The sequence below is a fragment of the Clostridium tunisiense TJ genome, from assembly GCF_000300195.1.
GTDB classification, from domain to species: domain Bacteria; phylum Bacillota; class Clostridia; order Clostridiales; family Clostridiaceae; genus Clostridium_J; species Clostridium_J tunisiense.
Map to the genome: position 1 here is coordinate 81,330 of NZ_AMQH01000015.1, position 18,910 is coordinate 100,239.

Annotated in this window: 18 protein-coding genes and 1 other annotated feature; of the genes, 14 read left to right on the forward strand and 4 right to left on the reverse strand. The window is 29.7% G+C overall.

The window, feature by feature from the left end:
• Position 1: 1 nt before the first annotated feature.
• From C661_RS0115975 to C661_RS0116005, 7 genes are all read left to right on the forward strand, one after another.
• Positions 2-202, forward strand: coding sequence for a PLD nuclease N-terminal domain-containing protein (locus C661_RS0115975; protein WP_017416352.1), 201 nt, complete (start codon positions 2-4; stop codon positions 200-202).
• The gene (locus tag C661_RS0115980; protein ID WP_017416353.1) at positions 202-1,119 is read left to right on the forward strand and encodes an ABC transporter ATP-binding protein; all 918 of its coding nucleotides are present in this window, start codon (positions 202-204) and stop codon (positions 1,117-1,119) included. The genes C661_RS0115975 and C661_RS0115980 overlap by 1 nt, the downstream gene beginning before the upstream one ends.
• Complete coding sequence (locus tag C661_RS0115985) at positions 1,116-1,880, forward strand: ABC transporter permease (RefSeq protein WP_017416354.1); 765 nt, start codon at positions 1,116-1,118, stop codon at positions 1,878-1,880. Before C661_RS0115980 ends, C661_RS0115985 begins: the two co-directional genes overlap by 4 nt.
• 180 nt (positions 1,881-2,060) lie before the next feature.
• On the forward strand, positions 2,061-3,032 hold the full coding sequence (locus C661_RS0115990; protein WP_017416355.1) for an Ig-like domain-containing protein: 972 nt from the start codon (positions 2,061-2,063) through the stop codon (positions 3,030-3,032).
• A gap of 318 nt (positions 3,033-3,350) precedes the next feature.
• Entirely contained in the window at positions 3,351-4,034 is a 684-nt protein-coding gene (locus C661_RS0115995) for a response regulator transcription factor (protein ID WP_017416356.1), read from the forward strand.
• 6 nt (positions 4,035-4,040) lie between these two features.
• Positions 4,041-5,465, forward strand: coding sequence for a sensor histidine kinase (locus tag C661_RS0116000; protein WP_017416357.1), 1,425 nt, complete (start codon positions 4,041-4,043; stop codon positions 5,463-5,465).
• A 129-nt stretch (positions 5,466-5,594) separates the two neighbouring features.
• Entirely contained in the window at positions 5,595-6,296 is a 702-nt protein-coding gene (locus tag C661_RS0116005) for a CPBP family intramembrane glutamic endopeptidase (RefSeq protein WP_017416358.1), read from the forward strand.
• A gap of 266 nt (positions 6,297-6,562) precedes the next feature.
• Here the strand turns inward: C661_RS0116005 and C661_RS0116010 are convergent, their stop codons facing one another.
• Complete coding sequence (locus C661_RS0116010; protein ID WP_017416359.1) at positions 6,563-7,426, reverse strand: AraC family transcriptional regulator; 864 nt, start codon at positions 7,424-7,426, stop codon at positions 6,563-6,565.
• Positions 7,427-7,555: 129 nt separating this feature from the next.
• On the opposite strand from C661_RS0116010, the gene C661_RS0116015 reads away from it, so the two are divergent.
• The gene (locus C661_RS0116015; protein WP_017416360.1) at positions 7,556-8,800 is read left to right on the forward strand and encodes a dicarboxylate/amino acid:cation symporter; all 1,245 of its coding nucleotides are present in this window, start codon (positions 7,556-7,558) and stop codon (positions 8,798-8,800) included.
• Positions 8,801-8,846: 46 nt separating this feature from the next.
• Here C661_RS0116015 and C661_RS0116020 read toward each other — a convergent pair whose 3' ends face one another.
• The 3 genes from C661_RS0116020 to C661_RS0116030 are packed head-to-tail and all read right to left on the reverse strand — an operon-like array spanning position 8,847 to position 12,509.
• A complete protein-coding gene (locus tag C661_RS0116020; RefSeq protein WP_017416361.1) occupies positions 8,847-10,307 on the reverse strand; it encodes a flippase in 1,461 nt (486 codons plus the stop codon).
• On the reverse strand, positions 10,307-11,404 hold the full coding sequence (gene glf / locus C661_RS0116025; RefSeq protein WP_017416362.1) for a UDP-galactopyranose mutase: 1,098 nt from the start codon (positions 11,402-11,404) through the stop codon (positions 10,307-10,309). The genes C661_RS0116020 and glf overlap by 1 nt, the downstream gene beginning before the upstream one ends.
• Entirely contained in the window at positions 11,397-12,509 is a 1,113-nt protein-coding gene (locus C661_RS0116030; protein WP_017416363.1) for a glycosyltransferase, read from the reverse strand. Before C661_RS0116030 ends, glf begins: the two co-directional genes overlap by 8 nt.
• A 686-nt stretch (positions 12,510-13,195) precedes the next feature.
• On the opposite strand from C661_RS0116030, the gene C661_RS0116035 reads away from it, so the two are divergent.
• From C661_RS0116035 to C661_RS0116060, 6 genes are all read left to right on the forward strand, one after another.
• Complete coding sequence (locus C661_RS0116035) at positions 13,196-13,609, forward strand: hypothetical protein (protein ID WP_017416364.1); 414 nt, start codon at positions 13,196-13,198, stop codon at positions 13,607-13,609.
• Position 13,610: 1 nt separating this feature from the next.
• Positions 13,611-13,814, forward strand: coding sequence for a helix-turn-helix transcriptional regulator (locus C661_RS0116040; protein WP_017416365.1), 204 nt, complete (start codon positions 13,611-13,613; stop codon positions 13,812-13,814).
• Between the two features lie 124 nt (positions 13,815-13,938).
• Positions 13,939-14,200 (forward strand) — a binding site (T-box leader).
• Between the two features lie 216 nt (positions 14,201-14,416).
• A complete protein-coding gene (metG, locus tag C661_RS0116045) occupies positions 14,417-16,042 on the forward strand; it encodes a methionine--tRNA ligase (protein ID WP_017416366.1) in 1,626 nt (541 codons plus the stop codon).
• Positions 16,043-16,305: 263 nt separating this feature from the next.
• Positions 16,306-16,863 carry an HD domain-containing protein gene (locus C661_RS0116050; RefSeq protein WP_017416367.1) on the forward strand — a complete coding sequence of 186 codons (558 nt, stop codon included), beginning with the start codon at positions 16,306-16,308 and terminating at the stop codon, positions 16,861-16,863.
• Positions 16,864-16,877: 14 nt separating this feature from the next.
• Positions 16,878-17,369, forward strand: a complete 492-nt coding sequence (locus C661_RS0116055) for a PH domain-containing protein (protein WP_017416368.1) — start codon at positions 16,878-16,880, stop codon at positions 17,367-17,369.
• The gene (locus C661_RS0116060) at positions 17,359-18,813 is read left to right on the forward strand and encodes a PH domain-containing protein (RefSeq protein WP_017416369.1); all 1,455 of its coding nucleotides are present in this window, start codon (positions 17,359-17,361) and stop codon (positions 18,811-18,813) included. The genes C661_RS0116055 and C661_RS0116060 overlap by 11 nt, the downstream gene beginning before the upstream one ends.
• Positions 18,814-18,910: the final 97 nt, after the last annotated feature.

Genomic DNA, 18,910 nt, shown 5'->3' on the forward strand with positions numbered 1-18,910 from the left:
TATGGAAAGTATTAGAGAATATATACCATTTTTAATACCAATTATTATAATTGAGTTTGCTTTAATGATTTCAGCAGTAGTCCACATTATAAAACATGATAAATTTAAGATTGGAAATAAAGTATTATGGATAATAGTTTCAGTGGTATTTCAAATCATAGGTCCAATTCTTTATTTCACCATTGGCAGGAGTGATGAGTAATGGAAGTTTTAAAGGTAAATAACCTTTTTAAAAGCTTTAAAGGGCTTAATGTTATAGAAGATTTAAGTTTTTCAGTGAAGGAAAATTCAATTTTCGGCTTTATTGGAAAAAATGGAGCAGGCAAAACAACTACAATGAAAATGATTCTTGGATTTCTTGAAGCCACAAAAGGTGAAATATATGTATGTGGTGAAAAAGTTGTCTATGGTAATACAAGCACAAATAAATATATTGGTTATCTTCCTGATGTTCCTGAATACTACGGGTACATGACACCGAAGGAATATTTGAAGCTTTGTGGTGAAGTTACAGGTATGAGGAAAAAGGATATTAAAGTAAAAAGTGAAGAACTACTAACTTTAGTAGGGTTAGAAGGGGTTAATAGAAAAATATCTGGTTTTTCAAGAGGAATGAAGCAAAGGTTAGGTATTGCTCAAGCTCTACTCAATGAACCAAAACTACTGATATGTGATGAGCCAACTTCAGCCTTAGATCCTATTGGAAGAAAAGAAATACTAGATATTTTGTACAAGGTAAAAAATAAAACAACTATAATTTTTTCTACACATATACTTTCAGATGTGGAAAAAATATGTGATACTGTAGGATTGTTAAATGATGGAAAGATAGTAATGTATGGAAACCTACAGGAAATAAAAAGCAAGTTTAAGACTGATAGTATAGTTATTGAGCTACAGGATAAAGATAAAGGATTAATATTAGAAGAAAAGCTAAAGTCCATAAAGGATATTACTGAGGTTGTTGTTGAGGGAAAAGAAGTTAAACTTCAAGTGAAGAATATGGAGGAAGTTAGTAAAGATATAATAAAAGTATTTGCAGAAAATAATATATCAATAAGAAAGTACGAAATTCTAGAACCATCCTTAGAAAAATTATTTTTGGAGGTGGTAAAATGAAGAGCTATATAGCTTTTGCAAAAAAAGAGTTCATGGAGCAAATAAGAACCTATAAATTATTTATACTTTTAGCCTTGTTATTTATTTTAGGAATGATGAGTCCCTTATTTGCAAAAATAATGCCAGATATTATAGGATCTATGGATTTTCAAGGAATGGAAATTAAAATCCCAGAGCCAACTTTTTTAGATGCCTATGTTCAATTTTTTAAAAACATCAGTCAAATGGGATTTATTGCTTTAATCCTTATATTTAGTGGTTTATTATCTGGAGAATTAACAAGGGGAACCCTAGTGAATATGGTGTCTAAGGGGGTATCTCGTAGTGTTATAATACTTTCCAAGTTTACTACAGCTGCTCTTATTTGGACAATAGGATATTTAATTTCCATAGGAACTAACTTTCTATATACCTTCTATTTATTTGGAGAACACTCAGTTAATAATTTAACCTTGTCTCTTTTCTGTTTATGGCTCTTTGGTGTTTTTCTAATTAGTACAATTATTTTTAGTAGTACAATAGCCAAGGGAAACTATGGGGGACTAATAGTGACTTTTATTATCTACGGAGTATTAATGCTAGGAGATTTGTTCCCAAAGGTTACAAAGTTTAATCCCTATACCCTAACTTCAAAGTATATGGATTTGTTAAATAATAAAATTGATATAGGGGACATGAATATCACAATAATAGTTACCATTATAGTAATAGCACTATCTATAATTGGGGCTTTGAAAATATTTAAGAAAAATCCATTATAAAGTAATTGAAATAGTAGTTAACCATTTAGGTTAGTTACTATTTTTTTGCTATATAAGAAATTTTATTTTTTATAAGAAAATAAAATTTTATAGTGGAAATAATATGGAAACAATTTAACCAATGTTGGAAAAATCATCATGTTAGTATTTAGATATACCAAATATAAGGAGCGATAATTTATGAGAGAAACATCAATACTATTAATAATCTTAGCTTTAATAGTTATGTTAAGTTTAGTAGGTTGCAGAAACAAAGAAAAGACAACGGTACTAACAAATGATGTAAAACAAGAAACAACGATGCAAGAAGATGAAATAAAAAAGATAATTATTGATGGAGCAAACTTTTTAAATGAAGGAAAATATGATGATGCTAAAAGTACTTTTGAAAAAGCCATTTCCATGGATAAAGCAAATAAGGGAGCTTATATAGAAATAAAAAATAAGTATCTAGAAAAGGAAAGACTAGATGATGCTTATTATATTATTAAGTTAGCTATAAGTAATAATGTAGACACTGAGAATATGAAAGTGCTTCTTAACGAGTTAAAATTGAAATTCGAAACAACTAAACTAGAGGTAAGTTTATATAAAAACAAAGAATATACCTTACCAACTAAAATTAAAGCAAAAATTAATAATGCTGAAAAGGAAGTTGAGGTTGTTTGGAATAATACCACTGTGGATGCAAGTAAAGTGGGGGAAGTGAAGTATGAAGGGCGAATAGAGCAATATGATAGAGCTGTTGAATTATATCTTGAAATCTTAGAAACTAGAAGGGAGAAGAAAACAGGATATATAACAAAAGTGTACGAAGAAGGTGAAAAAAGATATATAACTATGGATGAAATAGAATTTTATTTTAATGAAAAAGATAATAAGATTGCTGATAGAGAAGCTGCAAAAGATGGTGCTATAGCCTTTGAGGGAGTTTATTATATTAGAAATAATAATAAAACTTTAAAAAGTTTACAGGTAGCACAAGGAGCTAAAATATCTCTCTGTGGGTATAGATATAATCTAGAGACCTTAGTTCAAAAGCCAGTAAATTTTGAAGAGTTAAAGAATCAAAAGGGTGATTTAAGGTTGCTTTGTCATTTTTATTTAGAGAATAATGTAGTAGTTAAAATTGAAGAACAATATGTACCATAGATGTTTAAATAACTCTAAATTTTTTAAGGTAGTTTGAATTGTATCATAAGAATTTATTAGAAAACTATTGATGAGAAAATCCCCAATTCTATTCTAAATGTTATAAACAAAAATATTAATTATATAGGTAATAAAATTTCAGGGTGTTTCAAGTTTAAAATTCATTGAACACCCTTGAAAACTATTAAGGAAAACTTAGTATAAGAGAAACTTTCAAGGTGCTTAATTTAAGGTTTTGAAGAAAAATGTAATAAGTTTCAATCTTTGAAGCCTATATATTAGATTTAGAGTATTAAAACTATGTAAGGGGGTTTTATGATGGAACTTAAAGTTTTAGTAGTTGAGGATGAAGTATCAATAAATGATATTTTAGTTTCTGCTTTAAGAGCAGATGGTTACACAGTTAAAGGAGTTTTCTTAGCTAAAGCTGCAAGAAATGCTTTAGATTTGTTTAAGCCAGACTTAGTATTGCTGGACATTAATTTGCCAGATGATAATGGTTTCGAAGTATGTAGATATATAAATGATAAATACTCTATTCCAGTAATTATGTTAACTGCACGAAATGATATTGTAGATAAAGTTTTAGGCTTAGAACTAGGTGCTGATGATTATATTACTAAGCCATTTCATATAAAAGAGGTATTAACTAGAGTAAAGGTTGCAATAAGGCGAGTTAATAAGTATAAAGAGCATTCAGAACAACTGTTTATAGAAATTAGTAACTTTGTGAAAATTAATCCTGAAGGCAGAATTGTAATTAAAGATGGTGAAGAAGTAAAATTGAAACCAAAGGAGTATGAATTGTTAGAGTTTTTAGTTAACAATAGGAATAAGGTTTTTTCTAGAGAAGACCTTTTAGATAAGGTTTGGGGATATGACTATGATGGAGAGATTAGAACCGTAGATGTTCATGTTAGAAGATTAAGAAGTAAACTTGATAAAGAAGAGGGGGCATCAATTATAGATACTGTTTTTGGAACAGGATATGTGATGAGGTAGTTTTAAATGAAAATAAGAAATAAATTTATAATCGGATTAGTTTTTATACTAATAATTTCCGTGGTAGTAATGAATGTTGCAATAACAAATATATTAAATAAAAATATGGAAAACAGTATAAATAACTCGTTAAAGCAAGTAATGAACAGTACTCATGAATATATAAGGTACAAGCTATTAACCAGCAGCTCAAAAGATAAGGAAGAGGCTTTAATTGAGGAAGGTAGCTATATTGTAAAGTATATCTCCTTAAACTATCAATGTAGTTTGGACATTAAAAATATGAAGGATGAATTTGTGGTAGGAAATTTCAATGAGGAATTTAAAAATGCATTAAAACCTAGTAATGAAATGGCTATGGAAGGCAAAGCCATTATGAATTTAAAGTATAAAGATAGTGGAATAAATGCAATATTAACTTATCCTCTATATATTAATGATAATTATATTGGGATTGTAAATATTGCAAAAAACTATGATTTGGAATATAAAACTTATAAAAATACTATGAACTTTATAAATATTATTGAAGGTGGTATATTTGCAGCAATATTTATGTTTTTATTTTTAATGACAACTAAGATTACTAAACCAATTGCTAAGTTAACAGATGCAATAAAAAAATTGGGAAATGGGGATTATGATATTTCTATTACTGATCAGGGTAAAGATGAGGTAGCAGTACTGGCAAGAGAATTTATAAGCATGAGAGATAAAATTAAAGAACAAATAGAGACTATTGAAAATGAAAAGGATAAGGTTTATAAGCTTGAAAAAGGGAGAAGAGAATTTTTCAATAGTGTAACCCATGAATTAAAAACACCTTTAACTGCAATATCAGGATATGCAGAGTTATTATTAACAGGCATGGTTGAAGATAAAGACTTTGATAAGAGAGCTATTGAAAGAATTTATTCCGAGAGTGACAGACTTCATAATTTAGTCCTTGAATTAATAGAGGTATCTAAGGGTCTGTATGTTGTAAAAGAAGAAGTTAAAGAAGTTAATATGAAAAAACTCATTATGCAAAGCTGTAATGATATGAACATAAAGGCAAGTAAGTATTATTTAAAAATAATACTAAACTTAAGTGAAGGATCTATTAAAGTTCAGGAGGATAGAATAAGACAAGTAATGATTAATATACTTGATAATGCAATTAAGTACACCTATGGGGGAAAAGAAATTTATGTTAATTCCTATGTTTTAGGAAATAAGTATTTTATTGAAATTATAAATAGTAGTAATCCTATCCCAGAGGAAACCTTTAACTATATATTTGAGCCTTTTGTAAAATTTAGTGGAGTAGATAATAAGGATAGTAGAGGACTTGGCTTGTATTTATGCAATGAAATTATTAAGGAACATGGTGGTGAAATAGTTATAGAAAATGGTTATTTAGTAAAAGTAACAATTATGCTAAGGATTTAAAGTAACTTTGAAATAATCAATCAATAATCTTTGATATACACATTGTTATAGGGAAAGTCATGTAATTTATTCATAGATTCCTATGTTATAATAAAGTAGAAATCACATTTTATTTAATGGGGGAAGAGTATGAAAACTGTTGAATTAGCAGTAAAAAATAAAGCTACTAAACTAGCAATAATTCTATCAGTTATTTTGGTATGTTGTGTCATTATGGGGATTGTAGATGCTGTCATAAGGCCAAGCTATGCAGTAAAGTCACTAATTAAAATTTTCTTATTTTTGGCATGTCCAGTAATTTACTCTTATTATGATAAGGAAGTATCTTTAAAGAAGTTGTTTTATATCCAGAAGAAGAGCTTTGTGAAGTCCTTATTATTGGGGATTGGGGTATTCATTATAATACTAGCGGCATACTTCTATTTAAGTAATATTTTAGACTTTTCAAAAGTAACAACTTCATTAGAAAATAATGTAGGTGTAAGCAAAGATAACTTTGTTTTTATTTCTTTATATATATCCTTCATAAATTCCATGTTAGAAGAATTCTTTTTTCGTGGATTTGCCTTTTTATCTTTAAAAAGGTTTACTTCTAGATTTTTTGCCTATAGTATAAGTTCTTTAGCTTTTGCTTTATATCATGTTGCTATGATGATTGGATGGTTTTCTATAGGTACTTTCTTGTTAATAATCATAGGACTTATAGCAGGTGGAGTAATATTTAACTTTTTGAACGAAAGAAATGAAAATGTGTATTCATCCTGGATGGTACATATGTTTGCTAATTTTGCAATTAATGCAGTGGGGTTTATGTTGTTTGGCATACTTTAAAGAAAAGGCTCAACAGTATAATTAACTAATTAGGAGACTAATTATAAATTATACTTAAAAACACAATTTTATAGCAAATGGACAGTTATATAGTGTAGAAAGGTGATAAATAATACGAAAGCCATGTGTAAATTGAGAGTTAGTTTAAAATGTTTCCTATAAAGTAGACATTTTATTCCTCTCTATACACATGGCTTTATTAATATTAATTAATAAATATTCCTGTTGCAATACTTCCTTAAGGGGTTGTACTTTAATTTATAATTTTACTCATTATATTTACAATATTGCTTAGGGGATAGATTAAATTCCTTTTTAAAAGTTCTTACAAAGGTAGAATAGTCTCCAAAGCCACATAGAGAACAAACTTCACCGGCTTGAAGACCGCTTTTAAGAAGTTCAGCTGCACGTATAACTCTTTTCTTTTGTATATAACTATGCAAGGTGTAACCAGTTTCTTGTTTAAATAAATGCATTAAATAATATTTGTTTAGATAAAACTTTTCAGAAATTATATCTATGGATAAATCCTCATGGAGATTTAAATTTATAAAACTTAAAATATCTTCTATTCTAGGATCGTATTTAATATCTTCAATACTTTCACTAAAATTTGTTTCTAGAAACAGTCTGTTTATTTTCACCATTAGCTGAAGAAATAATGCATTTTTCAAAATATAACTACCAAAAGCTTTATCTTGCATTGCTCCTTCTAGGTCAGAAAGATTTTGTTTTAGTGAAGTTATATTCATTCTATTTAATCTAATCAGATTAAGTTTTTTTTCAGTGGCTAATTGAAAGCAATTCAAAAGGTTACAATTATCTTTATTATGTTCTTCTAAAAACAAGGGATTTAACCACAATATTATTCTTTCATAGGGTGTGGTAGAGCTTATTATTGGTAAATGAAGGTCATTTTTTCCAACTAAAAGAATATCCCAAGGCTTAAGAGTATAAGATTTTCCTTCAATTATGTAAGTAACCTGCCCAGAAATAAAAACAATTATTTTATTAAAATCATGGTAGTGAGTTTCAAATTCATTTTTCTTTTGATCTTTTAGGTTGAAAAAGTGAAAATCTTCGTTTAGGTATCCTTTTTTTACCTTTTCAGTAGAAATATTATTATTCATATTATCACCTCAAACTATATATTAATTATAGCACTTTATGCAATAAATTAAACATTACTTACAATAAAAATTGTATTAATAGCTATTATAATAGTTAATATAAATGAATTTTTTAGGAGTTGGATATATATGAATAGGTTATTAAAAAATTATAAGACTTCCATAATGTTACTTTTATCAATACTATTTGGCGGGATAATAGGGATTGTACTCGGTCCTAAAGCCATAGTACTAGAACCCTTCGGACAAATATTTCTAAACCTAATGTTTACCATAATAGTGCCCTTAGTTTTCTTTAGTGTAGCTTCTGCTATAGCTAATATGGGGAATATGAATAGGCTCGGGAAAATAATAGGAAATATTGCAATGGTTTTTATGGTTACAGCTTTAATAGCTGGCATATTAGCTATAATAGGAACATTAATCTTTAATCCAACTGAAGGACTAAAGGGCGAAGTTATAAAAACACTTTTATCTCAATCAGATGCACAAGTTAGTAACAGTACTGAAAAGATAACATTATCACAGCAATTAGTAAAAACAATTACAGTAGGAGATTTTTCAGCATTGCTTTCTAAAAGCAACATGCTTCAACTAATTGTCTTTTCAAGTATATTTGGATTATCAACGGCTTTAGTAGGAGAAAAAGCAGTAGTAGTAAAGAGCTTTTTAAGCTCGTCAACTGTTGTAATGATGAAGATGGTAGATATAATAATGTACTATGCCCCAATAGGTTTAGGCTGCTATTTTGCCTCTGTTGTAGGGCAATTAGGAACACAGATTTTAGAGGGATATTTAAAGGTATTTCTTTTATACGGAGGATTAACTCTTATTTATTATTTTGGAATCTTTAGCTTATATTCTTACTTATCAGCAGGAAAAAGGGGCTTTAAGAGTTTTTGGAAAAATGCTCTTTCGCCAACTTTGACAGCATTAGCAACTTGCTCTAGTGCTGCATCTATTCCAGTTAATCTTGAAGCAACTAAAAAAATAGGAGTACCTCAGGATATTGCAGAAACGGTTATACCTTTAGGGGCAAATACACATAAGGATGGATCTGTTATTGGAGGAGTACTAAAAGTAGTATTTTTGTTTGGTATATTTGGCAAAGACCTTAATAACCTTCCAACTTTACTTTCAATATTAGCAGTAGGATTTTTAGTTGGAGCAGTAATGGGAGCTATACCTGGAGGTGGAATGATTGGAGAGGTGCTTATAATAAGTATTTATGGCTTTCCACCAGAAGCTCTTCCAATCATAGCTGTAATTAGTACAATTATAGATGCTCCGGCCACAGTGCTGAATTCAACAGGAAATACAGTTTGTGCAATGCTTGTTTCCAGATTGGTTGACGGAAGGAATTGGTTAGAGTAAATTGTTTATTATTTAAGCTATGCCTTTTGAGCATAGCTTAAATTTTTTAGGCTTCAGCTTTCCTAGCTAAAAATTTTTTATACAATTTACTAAATACTTTGCTAAAGATGAAAGTATTTATATCTGATTTAAGCAGGAACAAACATAGGATATATACAATTCCACCCGTTGAAATTTGTGTAAAGGTGATTTTTGGAGAGGGCTCAAAAAAATGACCAATAAGTATTACAGGAATAAACATTATTAAACCTGAAATAAAGTATTTACCTATATTTGAATATAACTTTGAAATATTTATATCCTTTCTTAAAAAATACATTTGAGTTCCTGTTACGGCAATTTCGGCCAAAACCGTTGCCAGAGCTGCTCCTAAGGATTGAAAGCTTTTTATTAAAACTAAATTTAAACCTAAGTTTAAAACAGCTCCAATCACTACAGAAATAGTAAACTCTTGTGTTCTTCCTGTGGGGATCATGTATTGCATTCCCATAACGTTACTCCAAGCTATGGATATAATTACTGGACTAAGTACTATTAGTAAAATACTGCACTTTGAAAATTCACTGCCTAAAAACCAAGTTACAAAGCCTCTAGAAATCCCTATTATACCAAACATAAAGGGGATGGCTAAATAGGATACAAAGTTTAATATGGTGTAAATGTAGTAATTTATCTTCTCTTTATCACCTTTTGCAAAGCTATTTGATATCCTAGGAAGCATTACCCCACCAATAGCTGTAATTGATGCAAGGGATATTTTAATAATCTTGTCTGCACTTTCGTAAAAGCCTACCTCTTGGGTGGTAGACATTACACCTAGCATGGTTTTGTTTACAACTAAATATACTTGAATGGCTATTTGAGGTATAAATAGCTGTAAGGAGGGTCTTAAGTGAGAAGCTACATCCTTAAAAGTTATTCTTACTCTGTTTACAATATTTCTCAAATAAGCCCACATTACAATTTGTCCTAGAAATACAGATAAGGTGGATATGATTATATATTTCCATAAGTCTTCAGGGGTTCTAATAAATATAAAAACACAGATTACCCCTAAAGTTCTAAAGAAGATACTTCTAATAATTAGCTTTTTAAAATCCTCAATGCCAACGAATAGCCAGCTTATATCAATAGCAATGGATAATAGATTCAAGGCTTGAATTAATTGTATCAACTTATATTTGTCAACAAAAAATATAGTAAATATAATGTACAAAGCAAAGGAAATACTACATAGCACACATTGGAGAGTAAAAATACTCCAGAAGGCTTTTGATAACTCTTCCTTATCATCCCTTTTATATGCCACAGTTCTCCCTGCATAGAGACCTATGCCTAAGGAACCAAAAAGTGCAAAATATTGGACTATGGAACCAGTATAAGCATTTATTCCGATTCCATCAGCTCCTAATATTCTTGACACATAGGGCACAGTGATAAAGGGTATTATTACAGAGAGTATTTGATAAATTACATTATAAGTGTAGTTTTTTGCTATACTACTCATTAAACCTTCCCCATAAATTCTGAATTAAAGGTATCTAAGGCTCTCTTAATTGTGGCATCCATGTCATAGTATTTGTATTCTGCTAAACGTCCTATAAAGATAACATTTTTTTCTTTGCTACCTTCTTCTTTATATAGGTTATATTGCTCTGCACATTCCTTTGTTGGGTAGGGGTAATAAGGCTCTCCTTCCCAAGTTGGATATTCTTTTAGAATTGTGGTTCTTTTACTTTCTTGATTAGTCATTTTTGTAAACTCTGTAATTCTAGTAAAATCGTAGTCATTAGGATAGTTTACAACTGCTGCTTCTTGATAGCAAGAAGTATCTAAGGTTTCAAAATCGAACCTAATTGACCTATAGGTAAGCTTTCCATGTTTATAATCAAAGAAATAGTCTATTGGCCCTGTGTATACGAGTTTTTCATAGTTAAAGTTATGAATAACCTCCTTATAATCTGTGTTTAATAAGATATGTATTTTAGGGTTCTTTACCATCTGTTGCACCATAGCAGTATACCCATTCTTAGGCATGCCTTGGTACTGATTAGTAAAGTAACGAGTATCCCTATTATATCTAACAGGAATTCTTGAAATAACAGATTTATCTAGAGCATCTGGGTATACATCCCACTGTTTTTTAGTATAGTTTTTAAAGAACTTTTCATATATTTCTTTTCCTGCTTTGCTTAAAACCACATCTTCAGAGTTTTTAATTTCTGCAATTGGTTCAGCTTGGTTCTTTAGAAATTCTTCAACTTCAAAATTTGATAAATTCACATTGTAGAGTTTGTTTACTGTTTCTGTGGTTATAGGCATAGGAATCAATTGTCCATCTATGTAGGATAGTACTCTGTGTTGATAATAATTCCACTTTGTGAAACTACTTAAATAGTCCCACACATCTTTGTGATTTGTGTGAAATATATGAGGACCATAGTTATGTATTAATATGCCATCTTCATTATACGAATCATAGCAATTCCCACCAATATGATTTCTTTTTTCAATTATTAAGACGTCTTCATGAAGGAAGGTTGCAATTCTTTCTGCTATGGTTACACCACTTAACCCTGCCCCAACTACAATATATTTAAACATTTTCATTCTCCTTGCTAAAATCCTCTTCTATTTTTTTTACTATGTTTTGAATATAATGTCCGCTAGTTACCTTTTTATTGAAGTCAGATATATTGGCTTTCATCTCTAGATATTGGTCATTACTAACTTCAGATATGGCATTAGCAATTTCTGTTAAACTATCTACCAAAACACCAATTTTATTTTTTGAAACTAAGTTTGCTATAGCTGCATTTTTCCAAGTAACCACAGGTATTCCAGCTGCCATGTACAAGGATAACTTATGAGGGTTATTAAATCTTAAATACTGACCAAAATGTCCAGAGCAGGTATTAAGCTCCTCACCATCCCATATAAGACCGAAGTTCCCTTCCATTTTTCTTGGCAATTCATCAGGCTGAAAAACACCCTTATAGGAATAATTCTTACAATTCACATTAGCTTCATCAAATTCAATACCATAAAGATTTAAAGTTAAATCCTTAAGAATTTCGTCTGTGAAATTATACAAAAACTTTGATTTGTTCATAGAAAGATTTCCAGCAAAAACTAAGGACCTAATGTTATTATTTGAATTTGTATTAGGATAAACTGCAACCTCTTCTGCAAATTCAGTTGCGAAATTTGGTGCCAGATCATTCATTCTATAATCGAATACTTCAAGATTAAAAACCTTCTTTTTGAGACCTCTATTTGTTAGCCACTCTGTCATCACAGGATTATGGGAAATAACATGATGAAAAGAATTTAACCGATTTATTTCTCTGATAATTTCTTTTTCAGGTCTCTCAAATCGTAAGGTATCAATATCATGAACTAAAGCAACTACCTTAACATTTTTCTTTGAAAGTTTTTTAAAAATTGAGTTTAGAATCATTGCACGATGAGGATAAGGATACTGTACTAAAGCTATGGAGCCTGGCTCAACCTTATTTACTAAAGAATTAGAATTCAAAAAAAACCTCATATAGTTCTTAACCTTTTTTAGAAATTTCTTTGAATCATTTACCTTAAAGGTTAAAACCTCAAAACCATTATTTCCTAAGAAGTAATTAACATCTTCTCTTGCCTTACTACCTGCATGAAACTTATTTGAAATTTGGGGTTCTAAAACATACTTATTCATTAGCTTCCTCCTATTAAATGATTAATTGAAATATATATTTTGTGAAAATACAAAAATTCATGCTCCATTGGTTATTATTAACAATGAGAAATGGGGTTATACCTTTTTATTGAATAAGTACAAAGAAATAGAGGAGAATACAACTTCATATCACATGAAGTTGTTATAGGGTTCTATGATAGAATTTTAACTTATTCATCTTCATAACCCCTTAAGGAAACCAGGGTAGGACTCATGTATAAGTTAAGTTTTAACTCTGGTTCCCTATAGACATAAAAATGTAATAACTGTACAAGGATATACTTTTTCTGATTTTACTATTTAAATTTGCGATTGCTTATGTAGTTTTCAAATAGAAGAAGATATGAATAATTTTATAAAGATAACTAAAGGTATTTAATTATTTTACATGGATGTGTATAAGTGACTGAAGGTTGAGTAAGCAGTTAAGGCTTTCTTTGCAATTATTCGGTTGACCACAATTAAAAGGATAGTGGGTGCTTGCGCTTAGCAAAGAAACTTTTGAGTTAAGCAATATATTCAATTCCAAAATGGATGCACATAAATAGTAAGATAATTCTACAATGATTTTGGGATATAATTACAAAACAGTATTGATTTTCAACAGAGGATGTTATATAATTATAACATAGAGGTTATAATTATATAACATAAGGAGGCTTATTATGGAAAAAAAGGTAATTAAGTTATCCCAACAATACTTTGTAAATATGTTGATTTTTTTATTAATATTACTTTCACTTATTGTAAGTAGATCGAGTTTTATAGCACAAGAGTATAAAAGCATTTTCATGTGGGTTTATAATATAGTGCTCACACTAGGATGTTTTATGGTGATTTTTAAACATGAGACAGTGGATGAGTCTGCGGAAAAGGTTTTAAATAGAGTAAATAATATAATTTGGCTTGTTATTAGAATAGGATTATTAGTATTAGCAGTTGTTGTAGGAGCACCAATGTTTAAAGAGAAAATAGATTTATCCAGGGATGCAATCAGTGTTATTATTCTTTTGTTTTTGTTTCTTCTTACTTTCTTAAAATATATATTATTTGTCTATTATGATAGAAAGGGACTATAAAATGCCGACTTTAAAAACAAAGATAAAATACTACAGGGAAAAGAACAATATGAAGCAAAGTGATTTGGCTGAGTTGGTTGGAGTACGTCGAGAAACAATACTTCATTTAGAAGGTGGAAAATATAATCCATCATTAAAGCTAGCCATAGATATTGCAAAAATATTTGGAGTTACTGTTGAAGAGTTATTTAAATTTGATGAATAGACTTTCATAATGAGTTAAAAATAAATATAAGTTATATCAGCTTATAAGGCAAATCACAGGATAATGAAGTATACTAAATTTTCACACAATATATTGACAGTAAGTTCCAAAGTAGTATAATTAGTATAAAGCAGAGAAGAGGAAAGTAACTTTAAAAATACTTTTACAGAGAGTTTCTAATGGTGAGAGGAAGCGAAGGATATTAAAGTGAAAATGGCCTTGGAGCAGTGCACCGAGATTTTTTAGTTAAGGCTGCAACGGATTCACCCGTTATAGTGATAGAGTATAATCATATATAATTTATATATGACGTACTTGAAGAGGTATATATTGCGAAATATATATGAATTAGGATGGTAACACGAAGGTTAACTCTCGTTCCTAGGATTAATTTCTTAGGACGGGAGTTTTTTATTTTAACTACATTTTCAAGGAATAATTACATTATCCTCATTATTGTAAAACAGACCTCTGTTATTCAGTGATATTAGAATAATTATAGATAAAAGTAAAGCCTTATTTTGTACCTAGGAAATACAGGTTTAGGCAGTAGGAAACTTAACTTTAGGAAATGAATTGAAAATTATAAAGGAGGAATTGAAATGAATATTTTTATAGGAGGAGCTTGGCCTTATGCTAATGGATCATTGCATGTAGGACATATAGCAGCGCTTTTACCAGGAGATGTAATTGCAAGGTATCATAGAGCTAAGGGGAATAAGGTGTTATACCTTTCTGGTAGTGATTGTCATGGAACTCCCATAGCCATAAGAGCAAAAGATGAAGGGGTATCACCAAAGGTTATTGCAGATAAATACCACGGAGAGTTTAAGGAGTGTTTTGATAAACTAAGTTTTTCTTACGATTACTATGGAAGAACTGATGATGAATTTCACAAAAGAGAGGTTCAAGAAGCAATTATAACTTTATATAATAAAGGGTTAATTTATGAAAAACAGGTAGAGCAGATATATTGTGAACACTGCAATGAATTCTTACCTGATAGATATGTAGAAGGGATTTGTCCAAAATGCAATTCTATAGCTAGAGGAGATCAATGTGATAATTGTGGTACTCTTTTAGAACCACTACAGTTATCTGAAAGAGTCTGTAAGTTATGCAATGAAAAGCCTATAGTAAAAGAGACTAAACAGTTATACTTTTCTTTATCAAAGTTTCAACAAATAGTAGAAGAAAATCTGGAAAAGTCAAAGGATAACTGGAGAGTTAACGCAATTAATAATACAGAAAGATATCTTAAGGAAGGGTTATGTGATAGGGCAATTTCAAGGGACTTATCCCTAGGCATAGATATTCCTATAGAAGGATTTAAAGATAAAAAAGTTTATGTGTGGATTGATGCTGTATTAGGTTATTTAACCTTAAGTAAAAAGTGGTCAATAGAGAATAAAGTAACTTATGAAGAGTTTTGGAGAGAAGATGCTGTTTCTTATTATGTCCATGGAAAGGATAATATACCCTTTCACTCTATAATTCTACCAGCATTAATAAATGGAATAGGTTATAAAAAGTTACCAGATAGGATAATATCTAGCGAGTACTTAACCTTAGAAGGTAAAAAAATATCTACAAGTAACAACTGGGCAGTATGGATACCAGATATTATAGAGCGCTACAACACAGATGCTTTAAGGTATTTCTTCTTAATTAACGGGCCAGAAAGAAGAGATACAGACTTTTCTTGGAGAGAATTTATAAATAGCAATAATGGAGAACTACTTGGGGCCTATGGAAATTTAGTTAATAGGACTTTAGTATTTGCTAAAAAATATCTTAATAATGAGATTCCTAAGGGCGAAGTTGAGAGTAAAGTAAGAAAGGAACTTCAAGAGCTATATGTTGAAGTAGGAGCTAATATTGAGAACGGAAATTTAAAGCTTGCTCTTGAAAAAATCTTTGAATTCATAAGAAGTATTAATAAATACTTTGATGAAAATACGCCATGGATTACTATAAACAGTAATATAGACGGGTGCAAAAACACAATTTATAACTGTATTTATGTAATAGGGAACTTATCAAACTTATTAACACCTTTCTTGCCGGAATCTTCTGAGAAGATAAAAACCTGGTTAGGAATTCACGAAAACCAGTGGGAGCTAATTGAACTGGAGAAGGGAAGAGAAATTGGAGAAGTCAGTATATTATTTCAAAGGCTTGATAAAAGCTTAATTGAAGAAGAGAAAAAAAGGTTATTAGCACATTAATGGATTTAGTTTAAACTGAAGAAGAAGTACTCTATTATAAAATATAACCTATAAAATAGAAACAGCTTGAAGAGTTTATTTTATTAGCAGAGAACTTCTTTTTTTATTTATGGATTAGGGCAGGCAAAGGTACAGGGAATTATTAGGTAGTATTTGGATACATATGGTATAATTGTAAGTGGAAAGTACAAACATTTCTTAAATATAAACATAGAAAATATAAAGGAAAGATATAAACAAATATAGGAAATGGGTGAGGAAGAATGTATATCCTTGAGGAGCTAAAAAGTGATATAAGAAGAAGATGTGAAAGTCCAAATAACTTTTTTGGTATTGGAATTTATGAACATATTGAGATTGTAGCTAAACATGCTATTGAACTTGCTAAATTATATGAAGCAGATGTGGAAGTATGTGAAATTGCAGCCTGGCTTCACGATATAGCTTCAATTACTGATTATAAGCTATACGAAAATCATCATATCCACGGAGCAGATATGGCAGAAAAAATCCTAAAGGAATATAACTATCCACCAGATAAAATTCATCTAGTGAAGTTATGTATATTAAATCATAGAGGAAGTGTGGTAAAAGAAAAAACTACCAAAGAAGAAATATGTGTTGCAGATGCAGATGCTATTTCTCATTATGATACACTACCATCACTATTTTATTTAGCCTTTGTTCAAAGAAAGCTAAGCATTGAAGATGGAACAGAGTTTATCAAAAATAAACTTGAAAGAAGCTATAATAAAATGTCTGAGGAAAGTAAAGAGCACTATAAACAAAAAAAAGAAATGATTAAGATTATTTTTAAATAGATAAGGAGGGCATCATGGAATACAGTAAATTAAACGTTAATTCAATTAAATCTTGGTTTATATCTAGAGCCATAACAACCGTTATAGTTTCAGCCATATTGATAGGAGGAAGCTATTTTCTTACTACAAAGCTAGAGTTTTTAAGTGGAACCCCAAGCTTATACATGAATATAGGAGTAAGCATTATTATATTTTTTATGATATTAAATACAATAGTGTATCCTTCAATAGAGTACAAGCAGTGGAAGTATAGGATAACAAAGGACAAAATAGAGTTCTCAGAAGGCATATATTGGATTAAAACTGTTGTAATACCAATAGTTAGGGTTCAACATATAAAAATAAGTGAAGGCCCTATAAATAGAAAATATAATTTAGCTAACCTTCAGATTTATACTGCAGGAGGAAGTTATACCATTCCAAATATTGAACTAAAAACAGCGGAGGAAATAAGTGAGTTCTTAAAAGATAAAGTTAAGGAAAAGGTGGAAGCAAATGACAAGTAAGCCCATTAGAAACCATTGGACTGTTATAATCCAGGATATTTTTAATTCATTAAAGAATTTATTTATCTTCTTTATATTAATGTTTTCCGTTAGAAAAGCAGCTGTTTATATTGGAATGGGAATACTCATAATTGGATCAGTAATTAAAGCAATAAAAAAGTGGAAGAATACTGAGTTTTATATAGAGGAAAATTTGCTAGTTTATAAAACAGGCTTTCTTAGAAGTACTAAGCAAGAGATACCTTTTAGCAAGATTGATACAATAGATGTTGGTAAAAGCTTAGTAGATAGAATTTTTAATATTTGTACAGTGAAAATAAATACTGGAAATGTTACTGAGAAAGAAACAGAATTTAACATGAAGCTTAAATATAGTTTAGCAGAAGAACTTCGAGAAACTATATTATCTAGTAAAACAGGTAATGAAAGTGACCTAGATTTGCTAGATAAAAAAGATGAAAAAAACTTGGAAAAAGTAATTTCAATAAAGGAAATTGTAATGTATGCTGTCACAAAAGGTAAACTAGCTTGGGCCTTTGGAGGATTTTTTGCTGTAATGAATTTTGCAGATGATTTCGAGAAATTTGCCAAAACTTCCATAATTAAAGACTTAGGAGAATCAATTAGTATTGATAGTACAGTTTTACAGAATAGAACTAAGGCTGTATTCATGATAATAGGACTGCTCTTAATCATGTATATTATTATAAATTTGCTATCAATTGTGTTTGAGATAGTTAAGTTCTATGGCTTCACTATAATAGTGAAGAATAATAATTTTAGTATAAGTTATGGATTGATAAATAAAAAGGAGTATTCTATTCCTATAGAAAAAATACATGGATTAAAATATAAGCAAGGCTTGTTACAGCAATGGTTAGGAATATACACCTTAGAGACTGTAACTATAGGTTATGGAGATGAAAAAAATGAGAAAGCCATACTATACCCTATAGCAAATAATAAATTTAAAGAAGAATTCCTAGATAAAATGCTGCCAGAGATGATTTTTTCTAATAAGGTAGAAAAACCACCTAAAAGTAGTATAAAAAGATTTATGTTGATGAGGATCTTAATTCCTCTAATAATTTTAATTCCTTTATATTTTATTATTGAAGTTATACCTAGTGAATTTAAGCTAGTAGTTATAGCAGTAATAGTTTTACTAAGTGCAATAGCAGGATATCTTAATTATAAGAATACATCTTTAGGAGTAACTGATACAATCATTGTTACTAGTGCTGGCGGTTTTAATAAAACTACAAATTACATTAGACAAAGTAGTATTCAATCTATAGAAAAAATTCAAAATCCCCTTCAGAGAAAAGCTATGGTCTGTGATTATAAGTTGGATATTCAATCAAATAATTTAGCTGATTCAGTAAAGGTAAGACACATGGAGGAAGAGCTTATTGACAGCTTGTATGAAAATTTAATTGTTTAGTATGCTGTTCTACATCATTTCCTATAGGAATCATAAGAAAGCTATTTTTAGTAGCTTGGTTTACAATTATTTTAGAGTGAAAAGTTTGGACATACTT